The organism is Yonghaparkia sp. Soil809, assembly GCF_001429705.1.
Lineage (GTDB): Bacteria > Actinomycetota > Actinomycetes > Actinomycetales > Microbacteriaceae > Microcella.
In genome coordinates this window covers 937,017-957,591 of sequence record NZ_LMSV01000002.1, presented here as the reverse complement: position 1 = coordinate 957,591, position 20,575 = coordinate 937,017, and the positions used below count along the sequence as shown (strand labels likewise).

General features: G+C 71.7%; 26 protein-coding genes. 13 read left to right on the top strand and 13 right to left on the bottom strand.

What is annotated here, in order from left to right:
- Nucleotide 1: 1 nt before the first annotated feature.
- Both ASG83_RS12045 and ASG83_RS12040 read right to left on the bottom strand, forming a co-directional pair.
- Nucleotides 2–715, bottom strand: coding sequence for a CPBP family intramembrane glutamic endopeptidase (locus ASG83_RS12045; protein WP_055861780.1), 714 nt, complete (start codon nucleotides 713–715; stop codon nucleotides 2–4).
- A 101-nt stretch (nucleotides 716–816) separates the two neighbouring features.
- Nucleotides 817–1,374, bottom strand: coding sequence for a LysR family substrate-binding domain-containing protein (locus tag ASG83_RS12040; protein ID WP_055861777.1), 558 nt, complete (start codon nucleotides 1,372–1,374; stop codon nucleotides 817–819).
- Nucleotides 1,375–1,428: 54 nt separating this feature from the next.
- Here ASG83_RS12040 and ASG83_RS12035 point away from each other — a divergent pair, with 54 nt between their 5' ends.
- From ASG83_RS12035 to ASG83_RS12025, 3 genes are all read left to right on the top strand, one after another.
- Nucleotides 1,429–1,893, top strand: coding sequence for a DUF5997 family protein (locus ASG83_RS12035; RefSeq protein WP_055861774.1), 465 nt, complete (start codon nucleotides 1,429–1,431; stop codon nucleotides 1,891–1,893).
- A gap of 100 nt (nucleotides 1,894–1,993) precedes the next feature.
- Nucleotides 1,994–2,329, top strand: a complete 336-nt coding sequence (locus ASG83_RS12030) for a YciI family protein (RefSeq protein WP_055861770.1) — start codon at nucleotides 1,994–1,996, stop codon at nucleotides 2,327–2,329.
- A gap of 15 nt (nucleotides 2,330–2,344) precedes the next feature.
- Nucleotides 2,345–3,628, top strand: a complete 1,284-nt coding sequence (locus ASG83_RS12025; protein WP_055861767.1) for an RNA polymerase sigma factor — start codon at nucleotides 2,345–2,347, stop codon at nucleotides 3,626–3,628.
- Nucleotides 3,629–3,639: 11 nt separating this feature from the next.
- Here ASG83_RS12025 and ASG83_RS12020 read toward each other — a convergent pair whose 3' ends face one another.
- From ASG83_RS12020 to ASG83_RS12530, 3 genes are read right to left on the bottom strand one after another with little or no spacing between them, the layout of a single operon-like run.
- Nucleotides 3,640–5,022 (bottom strand): DUF2130 domain-containing protein, encoded by a 1,383-nt coding sequence (locus tag ASG83_RS12020; protein ID WP_055861764.1) that lies wholly within the window; start codon nucleotides 5,020–5,022, stop codon nucleotides 3,640–3,642.
- A 51-nt stretch (nucleotides 5,023–5,073) separates the two neighbouring features.
- Complete coding sequence (locus ASG83_RS12015; protein ID WP_055861761.1) at nucleotides 5,074–6,039, bottom strand: serine hydrolase; 966 nt, start codon at nucleotides 6,037–6,039, stop codon at nucleotides 5,074–5,076.
- Between the two features lie 23 nt (nucleotides 6,040–6,062).
- Entirely contained in the window at nucleotides 6,063–7,049 is a 987-nt protein-coding gene (locus ASG83_RS12530) for a bifunctional methionine sulfoxide reductase B/A protein (protein ID WP_369813397.1), read from the bottom strand.
- 187 nt (nucleotides 7,050–7,236) lie between these two features.
- Between ASG83_RS12530 and ASG83_RS12005 the strand changes: the two genes are divergently transcribed.
- The 3 genes from ASG83_RS12005 to ASG83_RS11995 are packed head-to-tail and all read left to right on the top strand — an operon-like array spanning nucleotide 7,237 to nucleotide 8,479.
- On the top strand, nucleotides 7,237–7,653 hold the full coding sequence (locus ASG83_RS12005; protein ID WP_055861759.1) for a DUF1801 domain-containing protein: 417 nt from the start codon (nucleotides 7,237–7,239) through the stop codon (nucleotides 7,651–7,653).
- Nucleotides 7,650–8,207: a DUF1697 domain-containing protein gene (locus tag ASG83_RS12000; protein WP_156376830.1), complete on the top strand. Its 558-nt coding sequence runs from the start codon at nucleotides 7,650–7,652 to the stop codon at nucleotides 8,205–8,207. The genes ASG83_RS12005 and ASG83_RS12000 overlap by 4 nt, the downstream gene beginning before the upstream one ends.
- Nucleotides 8,204–8,479 (top strand): hypothetical protein, encoded by a 276-nt coding sequence (locus ASG83_RS11995; protein ID WP_055861753.1) that lies wholly within the window; start codon nucleotides 8,204–8,206, stop codon nucleotides 8,477–8,479. Before ASG83_RS12000 ends, ASG83_RS11995 begins: the two co-directional genes overlap by 4 nt.
- Here the strand turns inward: ASG83_RS11995 and ASG83_RS11990 are convergent.
- Nucleotides 8,476–9,474 (bottom strand): DMT family transporter, encoded by a 999-nt coding sequence (locus ASG83_RS11990; RefSeq protein WP_055861751.1) that lies wholly within the window; start codon nucleotides 9,472–9,474, stop codon nucleotides 8,476–8,478. The two genes, ASG83_RS11995 and ASG83_RS11990, sit on opposite strands and share 4 nt — an antisense overlap.
- A 73-nt stretch (nucleotides 9,475–9,547) precedes the next feature.
- On the opposite strand from ASG83_RS11990, the gene ASG83_RS11985 reads away from it, so the two are divergent.
- Nucleotides 9,548–11,113: a flotillin family protein gene (locus ASG83_RS11985; RefSeq protein WP_055899284.1), complete on the top strand. Its 1,566-nt coding sequence runs from the start codon at nucleotides 9,548–9,550 to the stop codon at nucleotides 11,111–11,113.
- Nucleotides 11,114–11,174: 61 nt separating this feature from the next.
- Here the strand turns inward: ASG83_RS11985 and ASG83_RS11980 are convergent, their stop codons facing one another.
- Nucleotides 11,175–12,032 (bottom strand): AraC family transcriptional regulator, encoded by an 858-nt coding sequence (locus tag ASG83_RS11980; RefSeq protein ID WP_055861745.1) that lies wholly within the window; start codon nucleotides 12,030–12,032, stop codon nucleotides 11,175–11,177.
- A 182-nt stretch (nucleotides 12,033–12,214) separates the two neighbouring features.
- On the opposite strand from ASG83_RS11980, the gene ASG83_RS11975 reads away from it, so the two are divergent.
- The gene (locus tag ASG83_RS11975; RefSeq protein WP_055861742.1) at nucleotides 12,215–12,676 is read left to right on the top strand and encodes a VOC family protein; all 462 of its coding nucleotides are present in this window, start codon (nucleotides 12,215–12,217) and stop codon (nucleotides 12,674–12,676) included.
- Between the two features lie 23 nt (nucleotides 12,677–12,699).
- Here ASG83_RS11975 and ASG83_RS11970 read toward each other — a convergent pair whose 3' ends face one another.
- Both ASG83_RS11970 and ASG83_RS12730 read right to left on the bottom strand, forming a co-directional pair.
- Nucleotides 12,700–13,296, bottom strand: coding sequence for a GNAT family N-acetyltransferase (locus ASG83_RS11970; protein ID WP_055861739.1), 597 nt, complete (start codon nucleotides 13,294–13,296; stop codon nucleotides 12,700–12,702).
- A 36-nt stretch (nucleotides 13,297–13,332) separates the two neighbouring features.
- A complete protein-coding gene (locus tag ASG83_RS12730; protein WP_156376828.1) occupies nucleotides 13,333–13,491 on the bottom strand; it encodes an LPXTG cell wall anchor domain-containing protein in 159 nt (52 codons plus the stop codon).
- Between the two features lie 139 nt (nucleotides 13,492–13,630).
- Here ASG83_RS12730 and argG point away from each other — a divergent pair, with 139 nt between their 5' ends.
- A complete protein-coding gene (gene argG / locus ASG83_RS11965) occupies nucleotides 13,631–15,073 on the top strand; it encodes an argininosuccinate synthase (protein ID WP_055861734.1) in 1,443 nt (480 codons plus the stop codon).
- A gap of 31 nt (nucleotides 15,074–15,104) precedes the next feature.
- Here the strand turns inward: argG and ASG83_RS11960 are convergent, their stop codons facing one another.
- The gene (locus tag ASG83_RS11960; protein WP_162242511.1) at nucleotides 15,105–15,632 is read right to left on the bottom strand and encodes a helix-turn-helix domain-containing protein; all 528 of its coding nucleotides are present in this window, start codon (nucleotides 15,630–15,632) and stop codon (nucleotides 15,105–15,107) included.
- Nucleotides 15,633–15,737: 105 nt separating this feature from the next.
- Here ASG83_RS11960 and ASG83_RS12820 point away from each other — a divergent pair, with 105 nt between their 5' ends.
- Together ASG83_RS12820 and ASG83_RS11950 are read left to right on the top strand one after the other, a co-directional pair.
- Entirely contained in the window at nucleotides 15,738–16,103 is a 366-nt protein-coding gene (locus ASG83_RS12820; protein ID WP_055861731.1) for a hypothetical protein, read from the top strand.
- Nucleotides 16,100–17,014, top strand: a complete 915-nt coding sequence (locus ASG83_RS11950) for an alpha/beta hydrolase (RefSeq protein ID WP_055861728.1) — start codon at nucleotides 16,100–16,102, stop codon at nucleotides 17,012–17,014. The genes ASG83_RS12820 and ASG83_RS11950 overlap by 4 nt, the downstream gene beginning before the upstream one ends.
- A 36-nt stretch (nucleotides 17,015–17,050) precedes the next feature.
- Here the strand turns inward: ASG83_RS11950 and ASG83_RS11945 are convergent, their stop codons facing one another.
- The 3 genes from ASG83_RS11945 to ASG83_RS11940 all read right to left on the bottom strand — a co-directional run bounded on the left by ASG83_RS11945 (nucleotide 17,051) and on the right by ASG83_RS11940 (nucleotide 19,648).
- Nucleotides 17,051–17,281 (bottom strand): hypothetical protein, encoded by a 231-nt coding sequence (locus tag ASG83_RS11945; protein WP_055861725.1) that lies wholly within the window; start codon nucleotides 17,279–17,281, stop codon nucleotides 17,051–17,053.
- A 54-nt stretch (nucleotides 17,282–17,335) separates the two neighbouring features.
- Nucleotides 17,336–17,506 carry a hypothetical protein gene (locus tag ASG83_RS12725; protein WP_156376826.1) on the bottom strand — a complete coding sequence of 57 codons (171 nt, stop codon included), beginning with the start codon at nucleotides 17,504–17,506 and terminating at the stop codon, nucleotides 17,336–17,338.
- A gap of 339 nt (nucleotides 17,507–17,845) precedes the next feature.
- The gene (locus ASG83_RS11940) at nucleotides 17,846–19,648 is read right to left on the bottom strand and encodes a DEAD/DEAH box helicase (RefSeq protein WP_055861722.1); all 1,803 of its coding nucleotides are present in this window, start codon (nucleotides 19,646–19,648) and stop codon (nucleotides 17,846–17,848) included.
- Between the two features lie 81 nt (nucleotides 19,649–19,729).
- Between ASG83_RS11940 and ASG83_RS11935 the strand changes: the two genes are divergently transcribed.
- Both ASG83_RS11935 and ASG83_RS11930 read left to right on the top strand, forming a co-directional pair.
- Nucleotides 19,730–20,068: a helix-turn-helix transcriptional regulator gene (locus ASG83_RS11935; RefSeq protein WP_055861720.1), complete on the top strand. Its 339-nt coding sequence runs from the start codon at nucleotides 19,730–19,732 to the stop codon at nucleotides 20,066–20,068.
- Between the two features lie 62 nt (nucleotides 20,069–20,130).
- Nucleotides 20,131–20,574 (top strand): SRPBCC domain-containing protein, encoded by a 444-nt coding sequence (locus ASG83_RS11930; protein ID WP_369813395.1) that lies wholly within the window; start codon nucleotides 20,131–20,133, stop codon nucleotides 20,572–20,574.
- Nucleotide 20,575: the final 1 nt, after the last annotated feature.

Below are 20,575 nucleotides of genomic sequence, written 5' to 3'. Positions count from 1 at the left end.
ATCATGCCAGGCCCAGGTTGATCGCGAGCGGGACGAGAAAAGCGGTGGCGTTGTTGGTGGCGTGCAGCGCGACGCCCGGCCAGACCGAGCCCGACCAGCGGTACAGCAGCGCGGTGCTGACGCCGACGACGAATGCGATCGGCAGCACGGGATTGATGCCGTGCGCGACGGCGAAGACCGCGGCGCTCACGAGCACGCCGACCCACGCGCCGTGGCGGGCGATCAGGGCGTTCGCGAGCACGCCGCGGAAGAAGGCCTCCTCGCCGAGGGGAGTGATGACGGCGCCAGCGATGAGGGTGACGGCGAGCGACAGCCACCCGCCCGCCGCGGCCGCCTGGTAGCCCGCCTGCACGTTCTCGGCGTCGCCCGTGACGGTGATGTACGCGATCGCGACGAGCACGCCCAGCAGGTAGGTCGCGATGCCGAGACCGGCGCCGACGAGGATGCGGGCGGGTGTCGTGCGTCGGAATCCGAAGGCGTCGATCGATCGGATGCGCAGAAGCACGGCCGCACCGAACGCGACGAGCCCGAGCGCTCCTGAGGCGAAGAGCCCCGCGATGCCCTGCGTGGCCGGGTCGTCGATGAGGGGGAGCGTGAGCGCGATCGCGGCGAATGCGAGGAGGAAGGCCGCGCTGCCGGTGAGGATCTCGGGCCACCCAGGCGTCTTGGTGCGAGGTGGGGCGGTGGGTTCGTCGGTCGTGGACGGGGCGCTCATGGCGGCCTCCCGGAGGTCGTCGGAGTCGTGCGGGCGAACACGGTCGAGTGAACACCGTGTGGCTACCACAGGGTCAAACCCGCGGGGGTGGCCCGCGGAGGTCAGCGCGAGCTGTTCGCCGTGCGCCCGCGCACGATGCCGATGAACTCATCCGCGAGCGGGTGTGGGTCGTCGATCGGCCAGACGAGCGAAATCCCCGTGTCAGGCCCGCCAGCGAGGATGCGTGCGACGACGTCCTTGCGCGACTGCGCCCGCGCGACCGACTGCGGCATGACGGCGACGCCGACGTTCGCGGCGACGAGCGCGACGGCATCCTCGCCAGTGCCGTCGAGGAGGTCGACGGGGAGAACCGTCTCGTCCGCGAGATCCTCGAGCGTGGGCGCGGCCCGATCAGCGACGGGCGAGTCCTTGGGGGCGACGACGACCGCGGCCTCGCGGTACAGGGGGATGGCGTGCCAGTCGTCGGTCGCCGAGGTGTCGCGCAAGAGCGCCATGTGCGCGGTGCCGTCGCGGAGGGCGGTGAGAGCATCCGCCTGCGTCATGGGGGTGAGATCGATGCGACCGCGGGGGCGGCGCTCGCGCCAGATGCGCTCCCACTTGGTCGGCGTGACGCCGGGCACGAAGGCGACGCGCAGGGGCTCGGGGCGCGGTTCGGGCATGGGGTCAGGCTACCGGCGAGGCGGGCGGGCGCCGGGGTCGCCTACGCTCGGGGTATGACCGATGCGCCCCGCGAAGACCGCCGCCAGCAGCCGAAGCCCCCGAAGGAGCAGCTGCTCAGCCCGAAGACGGCCGCGAAGAAGCTCGGCGTGTTCCTGCCGGCGACGCCCGCGGAGTTCCAGGAGGCGCAGATCTCGCGCACCGCGCTGATGGAGCTGCAGGAGAACCCGCCCGAGTGGCTGACGTCGCTGCGCCGCGAGGGCCCGCACCCGCGGGATGAGGTCGCCCGCCGCCTGGGCGTGTCGAACTCGGCGCTCGCGCGCGGGGGAGTGAGCGACTCGATGACGACCGCCGAGATCAAGGCCCTGCTCGAGGAGATGCCCGAGTGGCTCGTCGTCGAGCGCGACAAGCACGCGCCGGGGACGGGCGTGAAGCCCGGCACGGCCGTCGGCGAGCGGCCCGCGTCGTCGACCTCGCGGTCGAACGATGACGTCGACGACGAGGACGACGAGCTGCTGTAGCGCCGACTTCGGGACCAACATCGCGCGGTGTGTCCTCCCGGCCCGCCCTTCTTCGTCGTCCTGGTGTAATCGACCTCGACTGCGACAGAAGGAGACGACCATGGAATACCTGCTGCTCATCATCAGCGATCCCGAAGCGCCCACGTACATCCCCGAGGAGGACAACATCGAGGAGTGGAGCGCCGACATCGAGCGCCGCGGCATCGCCCGCACCGGCAACCGCCTGCGCCCGCCGTCGGACGCCACCACGGTGACGGTCCGCGACGGCGCGACCATCCTCACCGACGGCCCCTTCGTCGAGACCAAGGAGTGGATCGCCGGCTTCGACCTCATCGACGTCGACAACCTCGACGAGGCCCTCGAGATCGCCGCCGCGCACCCGATGGCCCGCTTCGGCCGGGTCGAGGTCCGGCCCATCTGGCCGTTCGAGGGCTGAGCATCGAGACGACGGATGCCCGCATCTCGTGACGCGGCGACCGAGGCGAGCGCAGCCCTCGCCGAGGTCATCGCGTCCGAGCGCCTGCGCATCGTCGCAGCCCTGATCCGCCGCACCGGCGACTGGGATCTCGCCGAGGACTCCTTCCACGACGCCGTCACCCGAGCGCTGACGACGTGGCCCGAGCGCGGCATCCCCGACAGCCCCGGCGCCTGGCTCACGACGGTCGCGAGGAACGCGGCCACTGACGCGATCCGCAAGGAACAGACCGAGCGCCGAGCCACCGAGCGGCACGCCCGAGAGCTTGAGCCGCCGGCAGAGGAGGAGCCGACGATGCCGATCGACGACGACCGACTCCGCCTGATCTTCACGTGCTGCCACCCGGCGCTCGCGATGGAGGCCCGCGTCGCCCTCACGCTCCGCACCGTCCTGGGTCTCACGGTCGCCGAGACCGCGGGCGTCTTCCTCGTGAGCGAGCAGACGATGCAGAAGCGGCTGGTGCGCGCGCGGGCGAAGATCCGTGCCGCGAACATCCCCTACCGCGTCCCGCCGCTCCGGTTGCTGCCCGAGCGGACGGCGGGGGTTCTGGCGGTGCTGTACCTGCTCTTCTCCGAGGGCTACGCGTCCGGGAGCGGCGACGACATCGTGCGCCCGGCCCTCGCCGATGAGGCCATCCGGCTCACGCGCCTCGTGGCGTCGCTCATGCCGCAGCAGCCCGAGGTTCTCGCGCTGCTCGCCCTGCAGCTCTTCCAGCACTCGCGCACGTCGGCCCGGCTCGACGCGGATGGCGAGCTCGTGCTGCTCGACGAGCAGGACCGCACCCTCTGGGACGCGGCGGCCATCGCCGAGGCCGCCCGCATGCTCGCCGAAGCCGAGACGGCCCTCCAGGGGGTCGGCGCCGCCCCCGGCCCGTACCTGCTGCAGGCGCAGATCGCGGCCGAGCACGCGACGGCCCCGACGGCGCAGGCGACGAGGTTCGACCGCATCGCCGCCCTTTACGCGCGACTGAGCGAGGTCTCCCCGTCTCCCGTCATCGATCTGAACCGTGCGATCGCGGTGGCGCTCTCCGACGGCCCGGATGCTGGGCTCGCCCTGCTCGACACCCTCAACCTCGACGCCTTGCTCGCGGAGTACCACCTCCTCCACGCCACGCGCGCCGACCTCTGGCGCCGCCGGGGGGAGGACGCGGAGGCGCTGCCGCACTACCACCGCGCCCTGGCGCTCGCGCCGACCGCGGCCGAGCGCCGGTTCCTGCAGCGACGCATCGACGAGATCGAGGAGCGCGCAGCGCGGGCCTGAGCGGCGGTCGCTCAGTCGACCTCGGCGACCGCGACCTCGCCCTTCTCGAGCTCGGCGAACTTCGCCGCCATCGTCGGGTTGCCCCGCGTGAGCGACTTGATGGTGAGACCGTCGGCCTTGTCGTTCGCCAGCCGCAGGTTGTTCGCCGACTTCATGAGGGCATCCTTGACCCTCTCGAGGTCCTTGATCGCCTCGTCGATGCGCTTCACCGCCTCGCCGAACTGGTCCGATGCGAGCGAGTAGTTGCGGGCGAAGCCGGTCTTGAAGACCTTCAGGCGCTCCTCGAAGTTGGTGATGTCGACGTTCTGCTCGCGCACGCGGGCGAGCTCGCTCTTCACCTGCTCGGTGCTGAGGGCGGCGTTGCGCAGCAGCGTGATGATCGGCAGGAAGAACTGCGGGCGGACGACGTACATCTTCGGGTAGCGGTACGAGACGTCGACGATGCCCTCGTTGTAGAGCTCGCTGTCGGGCTCGAGCATCGAGACGAGGACGGCGTACTCGCAGCCCTTCGCCGTGCGGTCCTTGTCGAGCTTGTCGAAGAAGTCCTCGTTCTTCTTCTTCGACGCCGTCGCGTCGGCCTCGTTCTTCATCTCGAACATGATCGAGATGACCTCGACGCCCTCGTCGTTCGACTCGCGGAAGATGAAGTCGCCCTTCGTGCCGCCGCTCGCGTCGTTGTCCTTCTCGAAGTAGGCGCGCGGGAAGGCGCCGGAGCGGGCCCGGTTGAAGACGATCTCGCAGTGCTGCTCGAGCGTCTCGCCGAGCATCTTCGTCGACTGCTTGGCCTTGAAGTCCTTGTAGGTCTCGATCGTCTCCTGCAGCAGGGCGACTTCGGTGCTGTGCTGCTCCTTGAGGGAGGCCTCGAGCAGCTTCTGCTCGGTCGCCCGCAGCTCGAGGTCGCGCTTGAGGTCGTCGCGCTCCTTCTCGAGGGCGCTCGTTGCCTGGGCGAGGGCGAGCTGGCGGGCGACGTCGGCGGCCGACAGCTCGGCTTTGAGCTTCTCGACCTCGGCGTGGGTCTGCGCGACCTCCTTCTCGAGGGCGCTCTTGAGGGCATCGCGCTCGCGCTCGACGGCGGCGAGGGCCTCGCTCACGGCGAGCTTCTGCGTCGTCTCGGTCGACCGCAGCTCGGCCTTGAGGCGCTCGATCTCGGCCTGCCGCTCTGCGGCGGCGTGCTCGAGCTCGGTCTGCCTCTTGGCGGCGTCGCGCTCGAACTTCGCCGTGAGGGTCGCCTCGGCGAGGGCGATCTCGGTCTGCTTCTCTCGCGCGGCGAGCTCGAGCCGCTCGTGGAGCTCCTGCGCGAACTCGCGGTCGCGCACCTGCTTGAGGATGTCCGCGTAGCCGGCCTCGTCGACCGTGAAGGCCTTGCTGCAGTGCGGGCAGATGATCTCGTGCATCGGTGGATCCTCCGGGTCGGTCGAGCACACCCTACGTCGCTGCGGCGACGTTCATGAGGAGGGCGCGTGCTCGCCGAGCAGTCCGAAGCCGGCACGATCGACCGAGCGGGCGCACGCGGTGAGGATGGCGGCTCCGGTGCCCGAGGCGCGATCGACGCCGATCCAGCTCCGGAAGCCGCCCGTGCCGCCGTTGTGCCAGGTGAGGCTCCGCCCGTCGCGGCCGATCGTGATCCAGCCGGCGCCGATGCGTACCCCCGGCGCGTAGGCGGTGTCGGGGTCGAGCGCCGAGGTCCCGGGGGCGGAGCCGTCGAGGATGCCCTCCAGGAGCGCGCGCATGGTTCCGATGCCGGCGCGGATGCCCCCGGCCAGTGCGATCGCCTCTCCCGTCCACGCCTCCCGTGGCCGGCCGCGACGCGAGACCCCCCGAAGGCTCGAGGGTCGAAGCTCGTCTTCGGTTCGAGGCGCCCAGTCGCCCGGCCCGAACCGGCTCTGCAGCAGCTCGACGTAGCTCGTGCCCTCGGCCGCGGCGACCGCATGCCCGAGCAGCTGGAAGCCGAGATTCGAGTACCGGCCGCGCGCCGCGCCGAGCCGCACCCCGCGGCACTGCTCGAGCAGCTCGGCGAGCGAGTCGCCGTACGGGTTCTCGCCGCGCGTCCACAGGCGCCACGAGCGCCGCATCGGCTGCATGCCGGGAGGGAGGCGGGGGAGCCCCGAGCGGTGCGTCGCGAGCGCCTCGAGCGTCACGCGCTCGAGAGCGCCGTGCCCGTCGAGCGGGAGGAGCTCGGCGAGCACGGTGGTCGGGGTGACCCGGCCGCGGTCGATCGAGTCGCGGTAGAGCATCCCCGTCATCGCTTTCGAGATCGAGCCGATCTCGGAGTCGGCGCCTTCGGAGACGCCCCGCCACGCCGTCGCCGAGCCCTGCGGGGTCACGAGCGCGACGGCCGCGCGCGGGTGGCTGCTCCCGAGCAGTCGGTCGGCGGTCGCCAGGAGCGATGCGTCGCCCGACCAGCTCGTCATGGCCGCAAGGCTAGCGGGGGCGCCTAGCTCGCCGCCGCCTCGTCGCGCCGCGGCAGGGTCCAGCCCGGCCGCGGGTAGTGGCACGTGTAGCCGTTGGGGTGCTTGATCAGGTAGTCCTGGTGCTCCTCCTCGGCCTGCCAGAACGGGCCCGCCTTCTCGATCGTCGTGACGGCGGGGCCGGGCCAGCGGCGCGTGGCGTCGACGTCGGCGATGGTCTCGCGGGCGACGTGCTCCTGCTCGGGGGTGAGCGGGAAGATCGCCGAGCGGTAGCTCGAGCCGACGTCGTTGCCCTGGCGGTCCTTCGTCGACGGGTCATGGATCTGGAAGAAGAACGCCAGGATGTCGCGGTACGTCGTCGCGGTCGGGTCGAAGACGATCTCGACCGCCTCGGCGTGGCCCGGGTGGTTGCGGTAGGTGGCGTTCGCGTTCGCCCCGCCGGTGTAGCCGACGCGCGTGCTGATGACGCCGGGCTGCTTGCGGATCAGATCCTCCATGCCCCAGAAGCAGCCGCCCGCGAGGACGGCCGTCTCGGTGCCGGAGGTGCGAGTGATCTCGCCGGTGCTGAGGTCGATGGTCATGGGGTCTCCGTTCGCGGTGGTCGTGGTGCCGGCGCTGTCGTTCGTGAAGTGGGCGACGTAGTCGCCGTAGCCCTCGGCCTCGAGCTCGGCGACGGGGATGAACCGCAGCGATGCCGAGTTCATGCAGTAGCGCAGGCCTCCGGCCTCGCGCGGGCCGTCATCGAAGACGTGCCCGAGATGGCAGTCGGCGCCCGAGGAGCGCACCTCGACGCGCTTCATCCATAGCGTGCGATCGGTCTTCGTCGTCACGGCCTCGGCGCTGATCGGCTTCGTGAAGCTCGGCCAGCCGGTGCCGCTGTCGAACTTGTCGCGACTCGAGAACAGCGGCTGGCCCGAGACGATGTCGACGTAGAGGCCCTCGGCCTTGTTGTCGTGGTACTCGTTGCGGAACGCGGGCTCGGTGCCGTCGTTCTGCGTCACCTTGCGCTGCATGGGGGTGAGGCGGGCGATCGCCTCGGGGGTGGCGCGGTACTGATTCGTCATGGCGGGTCCTTCCGACGGGGCCGCGATCGGCAGCCACTGGAGACAACACTGCAGGGCTCGTCTGCGTTCCCGCCGCCGTGGGCCTGTGCGTGCGCCATGATGGCGGCACGGGTTCTCGACGCGAAGGGGCGATCAGATGACGGATGCTGCGCCGCTGCCGCCCGCGATCGAGCAGTTCCTCGGCACTGTGCCGCAGCCCGAGGCCGCGCGGGCACTCCGCACGCTGTGCGCGCTCATCCTCGCCGCGGAGCCGCGGCTCGGAGCCGCCATCAAGTGGAACGCCCCGAGCTTCACGCTCGACGGCCGCGATGTGGTGACCACCGGCGTGAACCGCGATGGGAGCATCCGCCTGGTTCTTCATCGGGGCGCCGCGAGAGCCGCACCCGGCACGCAGCGGCCGACGATGGACGACCCGGATGCCCTGCTCGAGTGGCGCGGTGTCGATCGTGCGATCGCGACGTTCGCCGACGACGGCGCGGTCCGGGGGAACGCGGATGCCGTGCGCGCCCTCGTCCGGCAGTGGGTCTCGACTGCGGAGCCGACGACGGCATGAGGCACGTCCTCCTCATCCGGAACGTCAATGTCGGCCAGCGCGGTCAGCCGAGCACGGCCGACCTGCTCGACGGCGTCGCCGCGGCGGGCGCGGTCGACGCGGTGAGCGTGCAGAGCAACGGCACGGTGGTGGTCGAGTCGGGCGACCCGTCGGCGCTCGCCGAGGCGGTGGAGGATGCGCTCGGGAGCGCGACGGGCATCCGCCGCGAGGTCTTCGCTCTGCCGATGGAGGTGATCGAGGCGATCGCCGACGACCACGGCGACCGGCCGGACGCCTCGCGCCGCGAGCTGACGGTGCACGCCGCGCCCGCCGTCGACCCCTCGACCGCGGCGGCGGAGTCCGCGCAGCGTCTCGGGGGCTGCTGCATCGTGGCGACGGGCGAGCATGCCGGGAGCGCCTGGGCGGTCGTGCTCAACGACGTCGAACGGCAGAGCAACGGCACCCCCGTGATCGAGAGGGTCGCAGTGACGCCGGCGACGTCCCGCAGCCTCGCGACTCTGCGGCGCGTCGTGGAGCGCTTCGGCGACGGCGGCTCCGTACTGTCACCGACATGACGAATGTTTATCTGCGGTGGCTCGGTGCCATCGCGATCGTGCTCCCGTCCATCGCGGCGTTCCTGTGGGTCGTGGGCATCGCGCGCGACGCCCAGGAGTTCGGCGCGGGGGCGCTCGACTTCGCGATCGCCGGCTCCCTGCTCCAGTGGGGTGTGCTGTCGCTTCTGCTCTGGCTGGTCGGCCGCGGCATCACTGCACATCTTCCGCCGTTGACCACCGGGGCCGGCGCGGAGGATATCCCCGACGTCGCATCGGCCCCGGAGCCGGCCTAGCGGACGATCGGCTCCGTCGGCGGCATCGCCTCGTCGAGCACCTCGTCGAGCGACGGATGCTCGGGCTGGGTCGCGGGGGAGGCCTCGGCATCAGCATCCATCGCCTGATCGCCGGTGCCGGCGGCCGCTCGCCCTCGAGGGTCGGGCCGCGTCACGAGCGCGCAGCCCGCGAGGATCGTGACGAAGCCCACGAGCGTCCAGATCGTGATCGCCTCGCCGAGGAAGAGCGCGCCCGCGAGCACCGCGACCGCCGGGTTCACGTAGGTGATCGCCGACATGCGAATGGGGCCGACCTCCGCGACGAGCGCGAACATCAGCAGGAAGGCGACGGCGCTGCACAGCACGGCGAGGACCACGACGGACACGATCGTCATCGTCGACGGCACTTCGGTCGGCCACCCGCCGGTGAGCGCCACGATCGGGAGGTAGGCGAGCGCGCTGAGTCCGAGCGCGACGGCGATGACGCCGACGCCGGGCAGGTCGTGCATCCAGCGGGCGAGGATGGCCGGGCCGATCGCGTAGCCGATGACGGCGACGGCGAGCTGGGCGACGGCTCCGAGGTCGGAGCCGCCCACGTCGAGGCCGACGATCGCGGCGACGCCGAGCATCCCGAGCGCGACCCCGACCCCGTTGACCGCCGTCAGCCGGTCGCGGCGGCCCATCCCGAACGCGACGACGATCGCCACGAGGGGGATGCTCGCCAGCAGCAGCCCGACCGTCGAGCTCGGCAGCGTCTGCTCGGCGGCGTTGATGAAGTACCAGGCGAGAACGATCTCGAACAGGGTGAAGGCGAGGAGCGGCCTCCAGCGGCGCAGCACGGGGCGGATCGCGCGGTGGCGGGCCGCGATGGGCAGCAGCAGGGCGGCGGCGAGGGTCGTGCGGGCGAGGACGAGGAACTCGGGGCTCAGCTCGGCGATCGCGATCTTGATGAACAGGTACGGGATGCCCCAGATGACGCCGAGGGAGGCGAAGAGGATGAGGCCGCGGCGTGTCATGTGCTCATTCTGGCGCGCCGCGCGGAGCGGACGGATCCTCGTCTTCAGCCCGCTCCTCGGCCATACTGGCGCCATGCCCCCAGCACTCTCCAGCGAAGCCCTGTCCACCGCGATCGGCATCGGAGCCGTCGTCCTCCTGCTCGCGATCGTCACGATCGTCCTCCTGCGCGGCATCAAGGTCGCCAAGCCCGACGAGGCGATCATCGTCACGTCGCGCCAGAAGGCGACCACCGAGCGCCCGCAGAACAACGAGTTCGACAACGTCGGCCAGAAGGTCGTCTTCGGCTCGCGCGTGTTCGTGAAGCCCATCATCGAGGCGTACTTCAAGCTCAGCCTCCGCAGCCGCCAGCTCAACGTGCAGGCGACCGCGCAGACGAAGGACGCCATCACGATCAAGGTCAACGCCGTCGCCGTCGTCAAGGTCGGCGGCAGCGAGACCATGGTCCGCGCCGCCGCGCAGCGATTCCTCAACCAGCAGGACCAGATCGAGTCGTCGACCGAGGAGGTCCTGAGCGGCTCGGTGCGCTCGATCGTCGGCCAGCTCACCGTGACCGAGATCATCACCAACCGCTCGGCCCTGCAGGAGCAGGTGCTCGAGGCCGTGCGCGAGGCGCTCGACATCCAGGGACTGCAGATCGACACTCTGCAGATCAAGGAGATCGACGACGACAACAACTACATCCGCGACCTCGGTCGCGCCGAGGCGGCGCGCGTCAAGCAGGTCGCCGAGGTCGCCGAGGCGATCGCGCAGCAGGCGTCGGAGGAGGCCCGCATCGCCGCGGCCCAGGCGATCGCCGAGCAGCAGCGCAAGCTCGATCTGCGGAACGCCGAGATCCAGAAGGAGACCGACAAGGCCCGCGCCGAGGCCTCGGCCGCGAAGCCGCTCGCCGAAGCGATCGCCCAGCAGGAGGTCGTCGCGCAGCAGGAGGTCACGGCCGCCAAGCGCGTCGGCCTGCGCAAGCAGGAGCTCGACGCCGAGGTGCGCGCCGTCGCCGACGCGCAGGCGTACGCCCTCGAGAAGGAGGCGAGCGCAGCCGCCGCGGCGGCCGTCGCGAGCGCCGGCGCCGACAGGGATGCCCGTCGTGCGGCCGCCGAAGCCATCGAGTCGGAGGGCGTGGCCGAGCGCAATCGCCGCCGCAGCGCCGCGGAGGCCGTCGAAGCCGAGGGCATCGCGGAGAAGAACCGCCGCATCGCCGCCGCCGAGGCGCTCGCCGCGGAGGGCGAGGCCGAGGCCGGAGCCATCCGTCTCAAGGGAACGGCCGAGGCCGACTCGACGCGGGCCCAGGCCGAGGCGCTCGCCGAGCGCGCCGAGGCGCTGCTGCGTCAGCGCATCATCGACCAGCTGCCCGCGATCGTGCGCGCGGCCTCCGAGCCGCTCTCGGCGATCTCGTCGATGACGGTCATCTCAAGCGACGGCAAGGGCGCCGGGCAGATCGGCGACTCGGTCGCCGGACAGCTCGCGACCTCCACGAAGCTCATCAAGGAGCTCGTCGGCATCGACATCGCCGAGATCATCCAGGGACGCGCCTCCGGCGAGGCCGCGGGCGAGGCCATCGGCGCGGCGCTCGCGGGCAGCGGCGCGCGCGGCTCGGGCTCGCGCGGCAAGCGCGCGAGCGGCTCCTCCACCCCGGCCGAGTAGCGAGGGGCGGATGCTCGGCGCTGGTCGAGCATCCGCCCCTCGTGCCGATGGGCCGAGACGGTCAGCTCGCGGGCTCGACCGGTAGCCACAGCTCGCCGCGCGCGCGTCCGTGTTCGAGGGGTTCGACCGACAGCAGCTCGGGGCCGGGGCGGAGCCGGTAGGGGTTCGCGGGGAGCCACTCGGCATACGCGCGCGCCCACAGCTGCTGGATCGCTTCGGGCGCCTGCCCCTCGCCCTCGATGACGAGCCAGGAGCCCGCGGCAACTGCGACGACGTCGTCCTCCGGCGACGGCTCGGCCATCGTCGCGACGCCGACGGTGTAGCGCAGCATCGAGCCCTCGACGCGCTCGTCGGCGAACTCGTCGCAGACCGACAGGACGCCCGTCGGCTCGCGGTCGGAGAGCGCGGCGAGGCGCGCCCGCTCCGTCGCGCTGACCGATCGCTCAAAGGACTCGATCGCCGGGTTCGGGCCCGAGAAGACGATCGGCGCGCGCGTGCTGCGCCCGACGATGCGGAACTCCTCGGTCGTGACGATGCGGTACTCCATGTCGGTGCTCCCTTCGATCGTGAGGTGGAATGACAATCGCGGCTGCGAGCGCAGCACCGCGCCGGGTCGACGGGCCTGCTCGGGCCCGATTCCATGCACTGCGCTGAACGCGCGCGAGAACGAGTCGGCGGAGCCGTAGCCGAAGCGCACGGCGATGTCGCTGAGGCTCTCGCGCCCGTCGCGTACCGCAGCGGCGGCGACGGTGAGCCGCCGTCGGCGGATGTACTCCGACAGCGGCATACCGGCGAGCGTCGAGAACATGCGCCGGAAGTGGTACTCGCTCGTGAGCGCGACGCGCGCGAGCTCGGCGGCGTCGATGTCGCCGCCGAGGCGCTCATCGATCAGCTCGATCGCGCGATTCCAGCCCTCCATGCGCACTCCTCACCTCGGTCGTCGACCGCGCGGTGTCGCGTCGGTCGTGATCCACGCTAGGCGCGCAGCGCGGCCCGTGCCCGATGATCGGTGCCCGGGTCGGCCGGGCCGCGCCGCCGCAGCGCCTGCGCCGAGCATCCGCCCCTTGTCGGCGGAGCGCGCCGGGCGTAGCGTCGCGCTCCATGAGTGTCGTGCCGTGCCTGTGGTTCGAGTCGGAGGCGGCGGAGGCCGCCGAGTTCTACGTCGGGCTGCTGCCCGGCTCGCGCCTCACCGGGCGCATGGACGGGCCGCCGGGGCAGCCGCCGGTGAGCGTCGACTTCGAGCTCCAGGGGCAGCGGATGCTCGCGCTCAACGGGCGCTCCGCCGGGCAGCCGGGCTTCACCGATGCGCTCTCGCTGCAGATCGAGGCGGACTCGCAGGAGGAGATCGATCGGCTGTGGGATGCCCTCATCGCCAACGGGGGAGCGCCCGGCCGCTGCGGCTGGCTCCGCGATCGCTTCGGGGTGTCGTGGCAGGTCGTGCCCGCCCGCTGGGCGGAGCTGCTCCAGCAGCCGGATCCGCAGGCGGCGAAGCGGGTCATGGAGGCGATGATGCGGATGGACCGGCTCGTGATCGCCGAGCTCGAGGCGGCGGCCGCGGGCTGACCCGTCGGCGAGCGAGCTGCCGCTCAGGCGTCGAAGTCGAGCCGCATGACGCGGCGGCGCTTCGTCGGCCGCGAGACCTCGGTGAAGCCCGCCGCGAGGAACGGCCCCACGGGGCCGACGCTCAGCTCGTCCCACGTCACCTCGGCGCCGCCCGTGACCATCGGATAGCCCTCGACGGCGCGCGCTCCCTGCGCGCGCGCGTGCTCGGCGGCGGCCGCGACGAGCGGGTAGGTCAGGCCCTGATGCCGGAACCCGTGGCGCACGACGAGGCACGCGATCGCCCAGACACCCTCGTCGTCCTTGTCCTCGAGGCGACCGGCCCACGGCACGGGGGAGTTGCGCAGGCGGCGGTAGGCGGGGCGGGCATCCACCGCGACCCAGCCGGCCGGCTCGTCGTCGACCCACGCGACGAGGCCGACCGTGCGCGTGGCCCTCGGGTCGTCGCAGCCGGCCGCCTCGCGGAGGATCGCCGCGCGCTGCTCGACGGGGGCCGCGTACCAGTCGTGGTCGCCGAGCCGCTGGCGCGTGCACTGGCAGCGGCCGGCGGTGCCCGTGAGGATCAGCTGCAGCTCGACCCAGCTCGCCTCGTTCGCCGGGGCGATGCGCAGCGGTGCGGTCATGCGCCGAGCGTACTCAGCCCGCCCCGCCGCCGTCGGTCAGTCGCGCGTCGCGCGGCGCCGGAACCAGCCCCACACCGCGGTCGCGACGAGCAGGACGAGGCCGAGGAACGCGAGCCAGAGCAGCCCCTCGATCACGAAGCCGATGACCGCGAAGGCGGCCCAGATGACGAGCAGGACGACGATGAGCTTGAGCATCCGAGCGACGATAGCCGAGGGCTGCGGATGCCCGCCAGCGGGCTGCACGGGCGATGCCCAGCCGCGCCCGCGCATCCGTCGCCCGCTCGTGCCGCACGGCGGCACCGGGCCGGCCCGGCCGCCGATAGAATCGGGGATCGTGTCCAAGGTCCTGACTTCCCTGCCCGTCGGCGAGCGCGTCGGCATCGCCTTCTCCGGGGGCCTCGACACCTCCGTCGCCGTCGCGTGGATGCGCGACAAGGGCGCGATCCCCTGCACCTACACGGGCGACCTCGGTCAGCCGGACGAGCCCGACGTCGAGGCCGTGCCCGGCCGCGCCAAGGAGTACGGCGCCGAGATCGCCCGCCTCGTCGACGCGAAGGCCGCCCTCGTCGAGGAGGGCCTCGTCGCCCTCGCGTGCGGCGCCTTCCACATCCGCAGCGGCGGCAAGGCCTACTTCAACACCACGCCCCTCGGGCGCGCCGTGACCGGCACCCTGCTCGTGCGCGCCATGAAGGACGACGGCGTCGAGATCTGGGGCGACGGCAGCACCTACAAGGGCAACGACATCGAGCGCTTCTACCGCTACGGCCTGCTCGCCAACCCCCGCCTGCGCATCTACAAGCCGTGGCTCGACGCCGACTTCGTCACCGAGCTCGGCGGCCGCCAGGAGATGAGCGAGTGGCTCGTCGCGCACGGGTTCCCGTACCGCGACTCGGCCGAGAAGGCCTACTCGACCGACGCCAACATCTGGGGCGCCACGCACGAGGCGAAGACGCTCGAGCACCTGGACGTCTCGCTCGAGACGGTCGAGCCGATCATGGGCGTGCGCTTCTGGGATGAGTCGGTGCAGATCGAGACCGAGGATGTCCGCATCGCGTTCGTCGAGGGCCGCCCGACCGCGATCAACGGCGTCGAGTTCGCCGACGCGGTCGAGCTCGTGCTCGAGGCGAACCGCATCGGCGGCCGCCACGGCCTCGGCATGAGCGACCAGATCGAGAACCGCATCATCGAGGCCAAGAGCCGCGGCATCTACGAGGCGCCGGGCATGGCGCTGCTGCACATCGCGTACGAGCGGCTGCTCAACGGCGTCCACAACGAGGACACGATCGCGAACTACCACGCCGAGGGTCGCCGCCTGGGCCGCCTCATGTACGAGGGCCGGTGGCTCGACCCGCAGTCGCTCATGCTGCGCGAGAGCATCCAGAAGTGGGTCGGATCGGCCGTGACCGGCGAGGTGTCGCTGCGACTGCGCCGCGGCGACGACTACACGATCCTCGACACGACCGGCCCCGGCCTGTCGTACTCGCCCGAGAAGCTCTCGATGGAGCGCGTCGGCGACGCCGCCTTCGGCCCCACCGACCGCATCGGCCAGCTCACGATGCGCAACCTCGACATCGCCGACTCGCGCGCCCGCCTCGAGCAGTACGCGGCGCAGGGCATCATCGGCGGCGCGACCGCGCAGCTCGTGGGCCGCATCACGGCCGGCCACGCGGACGAGGTCACCGAGTCGGCCGCCCCGTCGTCGTCGGCGGATGCGGCGCTCGCTCACGCGGTTGACGCGGCGAACGAGGCCTCGGCCTTCGATTCCGGCACCGACTAGCTCGCGGTGAGCGCCTGCGGCTCCCGTCGAGTCAGTCGACCGGGAGGCTGACGGTTCCAAGGATGCGGCGACGCGCGCCGTCGGGCGCCTCCGAACGCTCGATGAGGGGGAGCAGGGCATCCCGGATCGTCGCGGCGACCGCCCGCCACTCGTCGTCCGTGGCGACCACGGCGACCTGTCGGAAGCCGACGAGATCCTCCTCCAGGGTGGACCGAGGCGCGGCGAGGTAGTCGTCGAAGGCCGCGGCGAGCGACGCCAGGTAGGCGAGGAAGCCGGCGCGTGCGCGTTCGTCGTCCGCGAGCCCCTCGTCGTGGGGGTCGACGCTCGCCCTCGAGAGGTTGAGTCTCAGGGCGCGCTCGCTGGCTCCGCGCACGCGCGTTTCGGAGACGACCTCGATCACGCCGCCGTCGACGAGCGCGGCGACATGACGGTAGAGGGTCGCCGGGGCGACATCGCCGAGCCGCTCGGCCAGCTCACGCGTCGTGATCTGCTCGCGACCGAGCATCGCCTGCACGATGCGCAGGCGGACGGGGTGCAGGAGGAGCGTCGAGGTGGTCACAGGGTCCTTCCCGCAGTGCGGAGGTCGAGTGCGGCCCACTGTATCAATTTCAGGAATGTTATCAACGCTGATAACATTGTGATCGACGACTCCCGAGGAGGATGCATGCCGACCACCATCCACGCCGACCCCAGCGGATTGACACTGAGACTGGGGTGGCTCGACCGCGTGCTCGCGCTCCGCGGCGATGTCAGGATCCATGCTTCCGACATCGACGTGATCGCTGTCGTCCCCGATGGGCTGGCCTCGGTCGCCGGCATCCGTGCTCCCGGGCTGGGGATCCCGGGGGCGCGGAAGATCGGCACCTGGCGCCGGCGTCAGGGGGCGACCGTCGCTGTCGTTCGCGGGCGGGGGCCTGCTCTGTCGATCACAGCGACCGGCGGTCCCGTGCGCAGGATCGTGCTCTCGGCTCCCGATGCCGCGGAGCGCGCAGCAGCTCTGCAGGCTGCGCTCGCAGGGGAGCGCTCGTGACGACGTCGGCCGTCGAGCAGCCGTTCGAGCATCACGGCGCCGTCCGGCTGGTCGGGGTGCGGCGACGGGTCGAGACGCCGAGCGCCGTCGCCGTGCTGCTTCCCGGCAGCGGACCGACCGATCGCGACGGCGATGCGCGCGGCCTCGCACTGGGCATCCAGCGTCAGCTCGCCGAAGGGCTCGCCGAGCGCGGCCTCGAGAGCGTCCGATGGGACAAGCGGGGCGTCGGCGAGTCGGAGGGGGAGTTCCTCACGACGGGCTTCGACGACCTCCTCGACGATGCACTCGCCATCGTCGACGATGTGCTCGAGAGCGAGCTCCCCGTGATCGTCATCGGCCACAGCGAGGGGGCATTCGTCGCGGCTCGCATCGCCGCGCGTCGGCCCGTCATCGCCGGATTCGTCATGCTGAGCGGCTCCGCGCGCTCGGGTCTCGAGGTCCTGCGGTGGCAGTCGCGCGCCATCGCGGCCGACGTGCCCGGTCTCGTGCGCGGCCTGCTGCGACTGCTGCGCACCGACGTCGAGCAACAGACCGAGAAGAACCGGCAGCGCCTGCTGCGCACGACCGGCGATGTCGCGCGTATCGGCGGGGCTCGCGTGAACGCGCGCTGGTTCCGCGAGTTCATGGCCTACGACCCGCGCGCCGACCTCGACGCGGCGCCCTCGCCGCTGCTCGCGATCACCGGCACGTTCGATCTGCAGTCGCCGCCGGAGGATCTCGCCGTGATCGCGGCCCGCACGGGAGGCCCGACCCGCACGATCGCGCTCGAGGGCGTCAGCCACATCCTGCGCACGCAGTCTCGGCCGACGCTGCGCACCTATCGAGCGGATGCCCGGCGCCCGATCGACGAGCGCGTCGTAGCCATCATCGCCGCGTGGTGGAACGAGCTCAGTGAGGCCGCTTCGCGATAGAGCGTCTCGAGACTCGGCCTTCGACTCCGGCGCCGACTAGACGTCGGGAGCCGTCGCGCGCGCGGCGCCTGCGCGCGCTGCATCGCGCCGGGCGCGTTCGCGCCTGGTGACGAGTCGCAGCACCACCGCGCCGATGGCCAGCACCGCGACGACTCCCGCGATGAGCGGCAGCCACGCATTGAGGGGCGAGTTGAGGATCTCCACCGTGTCGTCGCAGTACACGGTCGGATCGACGCACGAGGCGAGCAGCTCGGTCCACCGGCTCATGCGGTCAGGCTACGCGCGCGAGCGCGGATCGGGAGTGACGATCGCGTCACGATATCAGCGGCGGGAGCGGCGCCGCAGAACCCGCTCGATGAGCAACGTGAGCACGACGACCACGGCCACGAGGGCGGCGCCGATGAGGATCAGGTCGAGCTGATTGCCGAAGAGGTCGGCTGTGTCATCGCAGCGCGGGTCGCCCATGGCGCAGGCCTCGAGTATCGCTCGCATCCTCGCACTCTACGGCTCGGAGTAGCCGGTTGGCCGCGGCGCGTGCACCAACTCAGGAATCCCGGCGCGCCCGCCGCGCTGGGCCCCGTCTCGTGCGGGGAGCGCAGCCGGATCTCCGGAGAACGTGCACGCCGGGCTCCTGCGCAGACGTGGGCTGGACGAGCGACTCGCTCGTGAGCGCATTCGTGACGGCGTGCGGGTCACGCCGCGCGTCTATCGGTCACTCGTTGCGCCGCCCACTGGGCCTCACCCCAACAACTGACCGATAGACGAGCTCGCGTACGTGACGGGCGCACGCCTTACCGGCACCGCCGCCCACGGCTCGCGCAGCGGCGCGGCTCAGTGGCGCGGCTTGCGCGCCGGGCGGTCGTCGCGGTCGCCGCCTCGGCCACCGCCGCGCTCGTCGCGCGAGGCGCCGCGGCGCGGGCCGCGATCAGGCTTGAGCTCGATGAGCCGGCCGCTGATGCGGGTGGACTCGAGCTTGCGCAGCGTCGCCGGGGGCAGCTCTGCGGGCAGCTCGACGACCGAGAAGTCGGGCATGATCCTGATCGCTCCGAAGTCGTCGCGCGACAGCCCGCCCTCGTTCGCGAGGGCGCCGACGATCTGGCGCGGCTCGACGCGGTGGCGCTTGCCGACCTCGATCCGGTAGGGGGCGAGGGCCGGGCCGCCCTCGCGGCGCGGGCGACGCTCGCCGCGATCGGAGCCGGCACCGCCGCCGGACGCGCCGCCGGCCGAACCGCGAGCGTCGGCATCCCGGCTGAACTTGGGCGGGCGGATGTCCTCCTCCGTCAGCAGGAGCGGCGAACCGCCCTGCGCGACGACCGCGAGCGCGGCCGCGACGTCGGCTTCGGGCACGTCATGGTGCTCGACGTAGTGGCCGATGATGTCGCGGAAGACCTCCATGAGGGAGGAGTTCGAGAGCGCCTCGCTGATGGCGTCGTCGAAGCGCGCGAGGCGCGTGGCGTTGACGTCGTCGACGCTCGGCAGCTGCATCTGCGTGAGCGGCTGGCGCGTCGCGCGCTCGATCGCGTCGAGCAGGCGGCGCTCGCGCGGGGTGATGAAGCTGATCGCGGCGCCCGAGCGCCCGGCGCGGCCGGTGCGGCCGATGCGGTGCACGTACGACTCGGTGTCGACGGGGATGTCGAAGTTGACGACGTGGCTGATGCGCTCGACGTCGAGTCCGCGCGCGGCGACGTCGGTCGCGACGAGGATGTCGAGCTTGCCGGACTTCAGCTGCTCGACCGTGCGCTCGCGCTGCACCTGGGCGACGTCGCCGTTGATCGCCTGCGCCGAGTACCCGCGGGCGCGCAGCTTCTCGGCGAGCGTCTCGGTCTCGTTCTTGGTGCGGACGAACACGATCATGCCCTCGAAGTTCTCGACCTCGAGGATGCGCGTGAGGGCGTCGACCTTCTGCTGGTACGACACGACGAGGTACCGCTGCGAGATCGTCGAGGAGGTCGTGGTCTTCGTCTTGACCGTGATCTCCTCCGGGTCGCGGAGGTACTGCTGCGAGATGCGGCGGATCGACGCGGGCATCGTCGCCGAGAACAGCGCCACCTGCTTGTCGGTCGGAGTGTCGGCGAGGATCGTCTCGACGTCCTCCGCGAAGCCCATCTTGAGCATCTCGTCGGCCTCGTCGAGCACGAGGTACTTGAGCTCGGTGAGGTCGAGCGTGCCCTTCTCGAGGTGGTCCATGATGCGGCCGGGGGTTCCGACGACGATGTGCACGCCGCGGCGCAGCGCCGACAGCTGCACGCCGTAGCCCTGCCCGCCGTAGACGGGGAGGACGTGGACGCCCTTGAGGTGGGCGGCGTACTTCTCGAACGCCTCGCACACCTGCAGGGCGAGCTCGCGCGTGGGGGCGAGGACGAGGGCCTGGGGCGACTTCTGCGACAGGTCGAGTCGCGACAGGATCGGCAGGGCGAACGCCGCGGTCTTGCCGGTGCCGGTCTGGGCGAGGCCGACGACGTCGCGACCCTGAAGCAGCGGCGGGATGGTCGCCGCCTGGATCGCCGACGGGGTCTCGTACCCGACGTCGTGGAGGGCCTTCATGACGGCGTCGCTGAGACCCAGAGACGAGAAGGGGATGCTCGGGGGCGCGCTGTCGGCCTCGGTCGCGGTGGTCGAATCAGCAGAGGTCATGGCTTAACGGTATGCCCCGAACGCTTCGCACGCTCACCCGGGCCTTGACGGGGCGGGGGAGCGAGCGTAACGTGCAACCAAATGGTTGTAGATACGCTCTCTCCTGACGAGGTCGATCGCCTGTTCCAGGCGCTCGCCGACGGCACGCGCCGCGACATCCTCACGCGCGCGCTCACCGGCGAGCACTCGGTCACCGCGCTCGCCGCGCGCTACGAGATGAGCTTCGCGGCCGTGCAGAAGCACGTCGCGGTGCTCGAGCGGGCATCCCTCATCGCCAAGGCGCGGCACGGGCGCGAGCAGCTCGTGCGGGCGAACCCCGCCGCGATCGAGCGCGCCCGAGCCCTGCTGCAGTCGTACGAGGCGCTGTGGCGGCACCGCTCCGCCACGATGGACGCCATCCTCGCCGCCGATCGTCCCTGACCCGTCCGGAGGACAGACCCATGCCCGTGATCAGTGCTCGCACCGACCTCGACGCTCTCAGCATGACGTTCGTCACGGAGCACGACGCTCCCGTGGACCGCGTCTGGCAGCTGTGGGCGGACCCTCGGCAGCTCGAGCGCTGGTGGGGCCCGCCCGAGTGGCCCGCGACCTTCACCCGCCACGACTTCGTGCCAGGGGGATGGTCGACGTACGTCATGACGGGGCCGAGCGGCGAGAGGGCACCGGGGTGGTGGATCGCGACGCGCGTCTCCGCGCCGCACCGGTTCGAGTTCGACGACGGCTTCGAGGGGCAGGACGGCGAGCCCGACCCCGCGATGCCCGCGATCTCCTGCACCGTCGAGCTCGACGACGTCGGCGGCGGTCGGACGCGCATGACCTTCACCTCCCGATTCCCGACTCCGGGGGATCAGGCGATGCTGAACGGCATGGGCATCGAGGAGGGCACGCGAGCCGCGCTCGGCCAGATCGACGAGCTGCTCGCCTAGA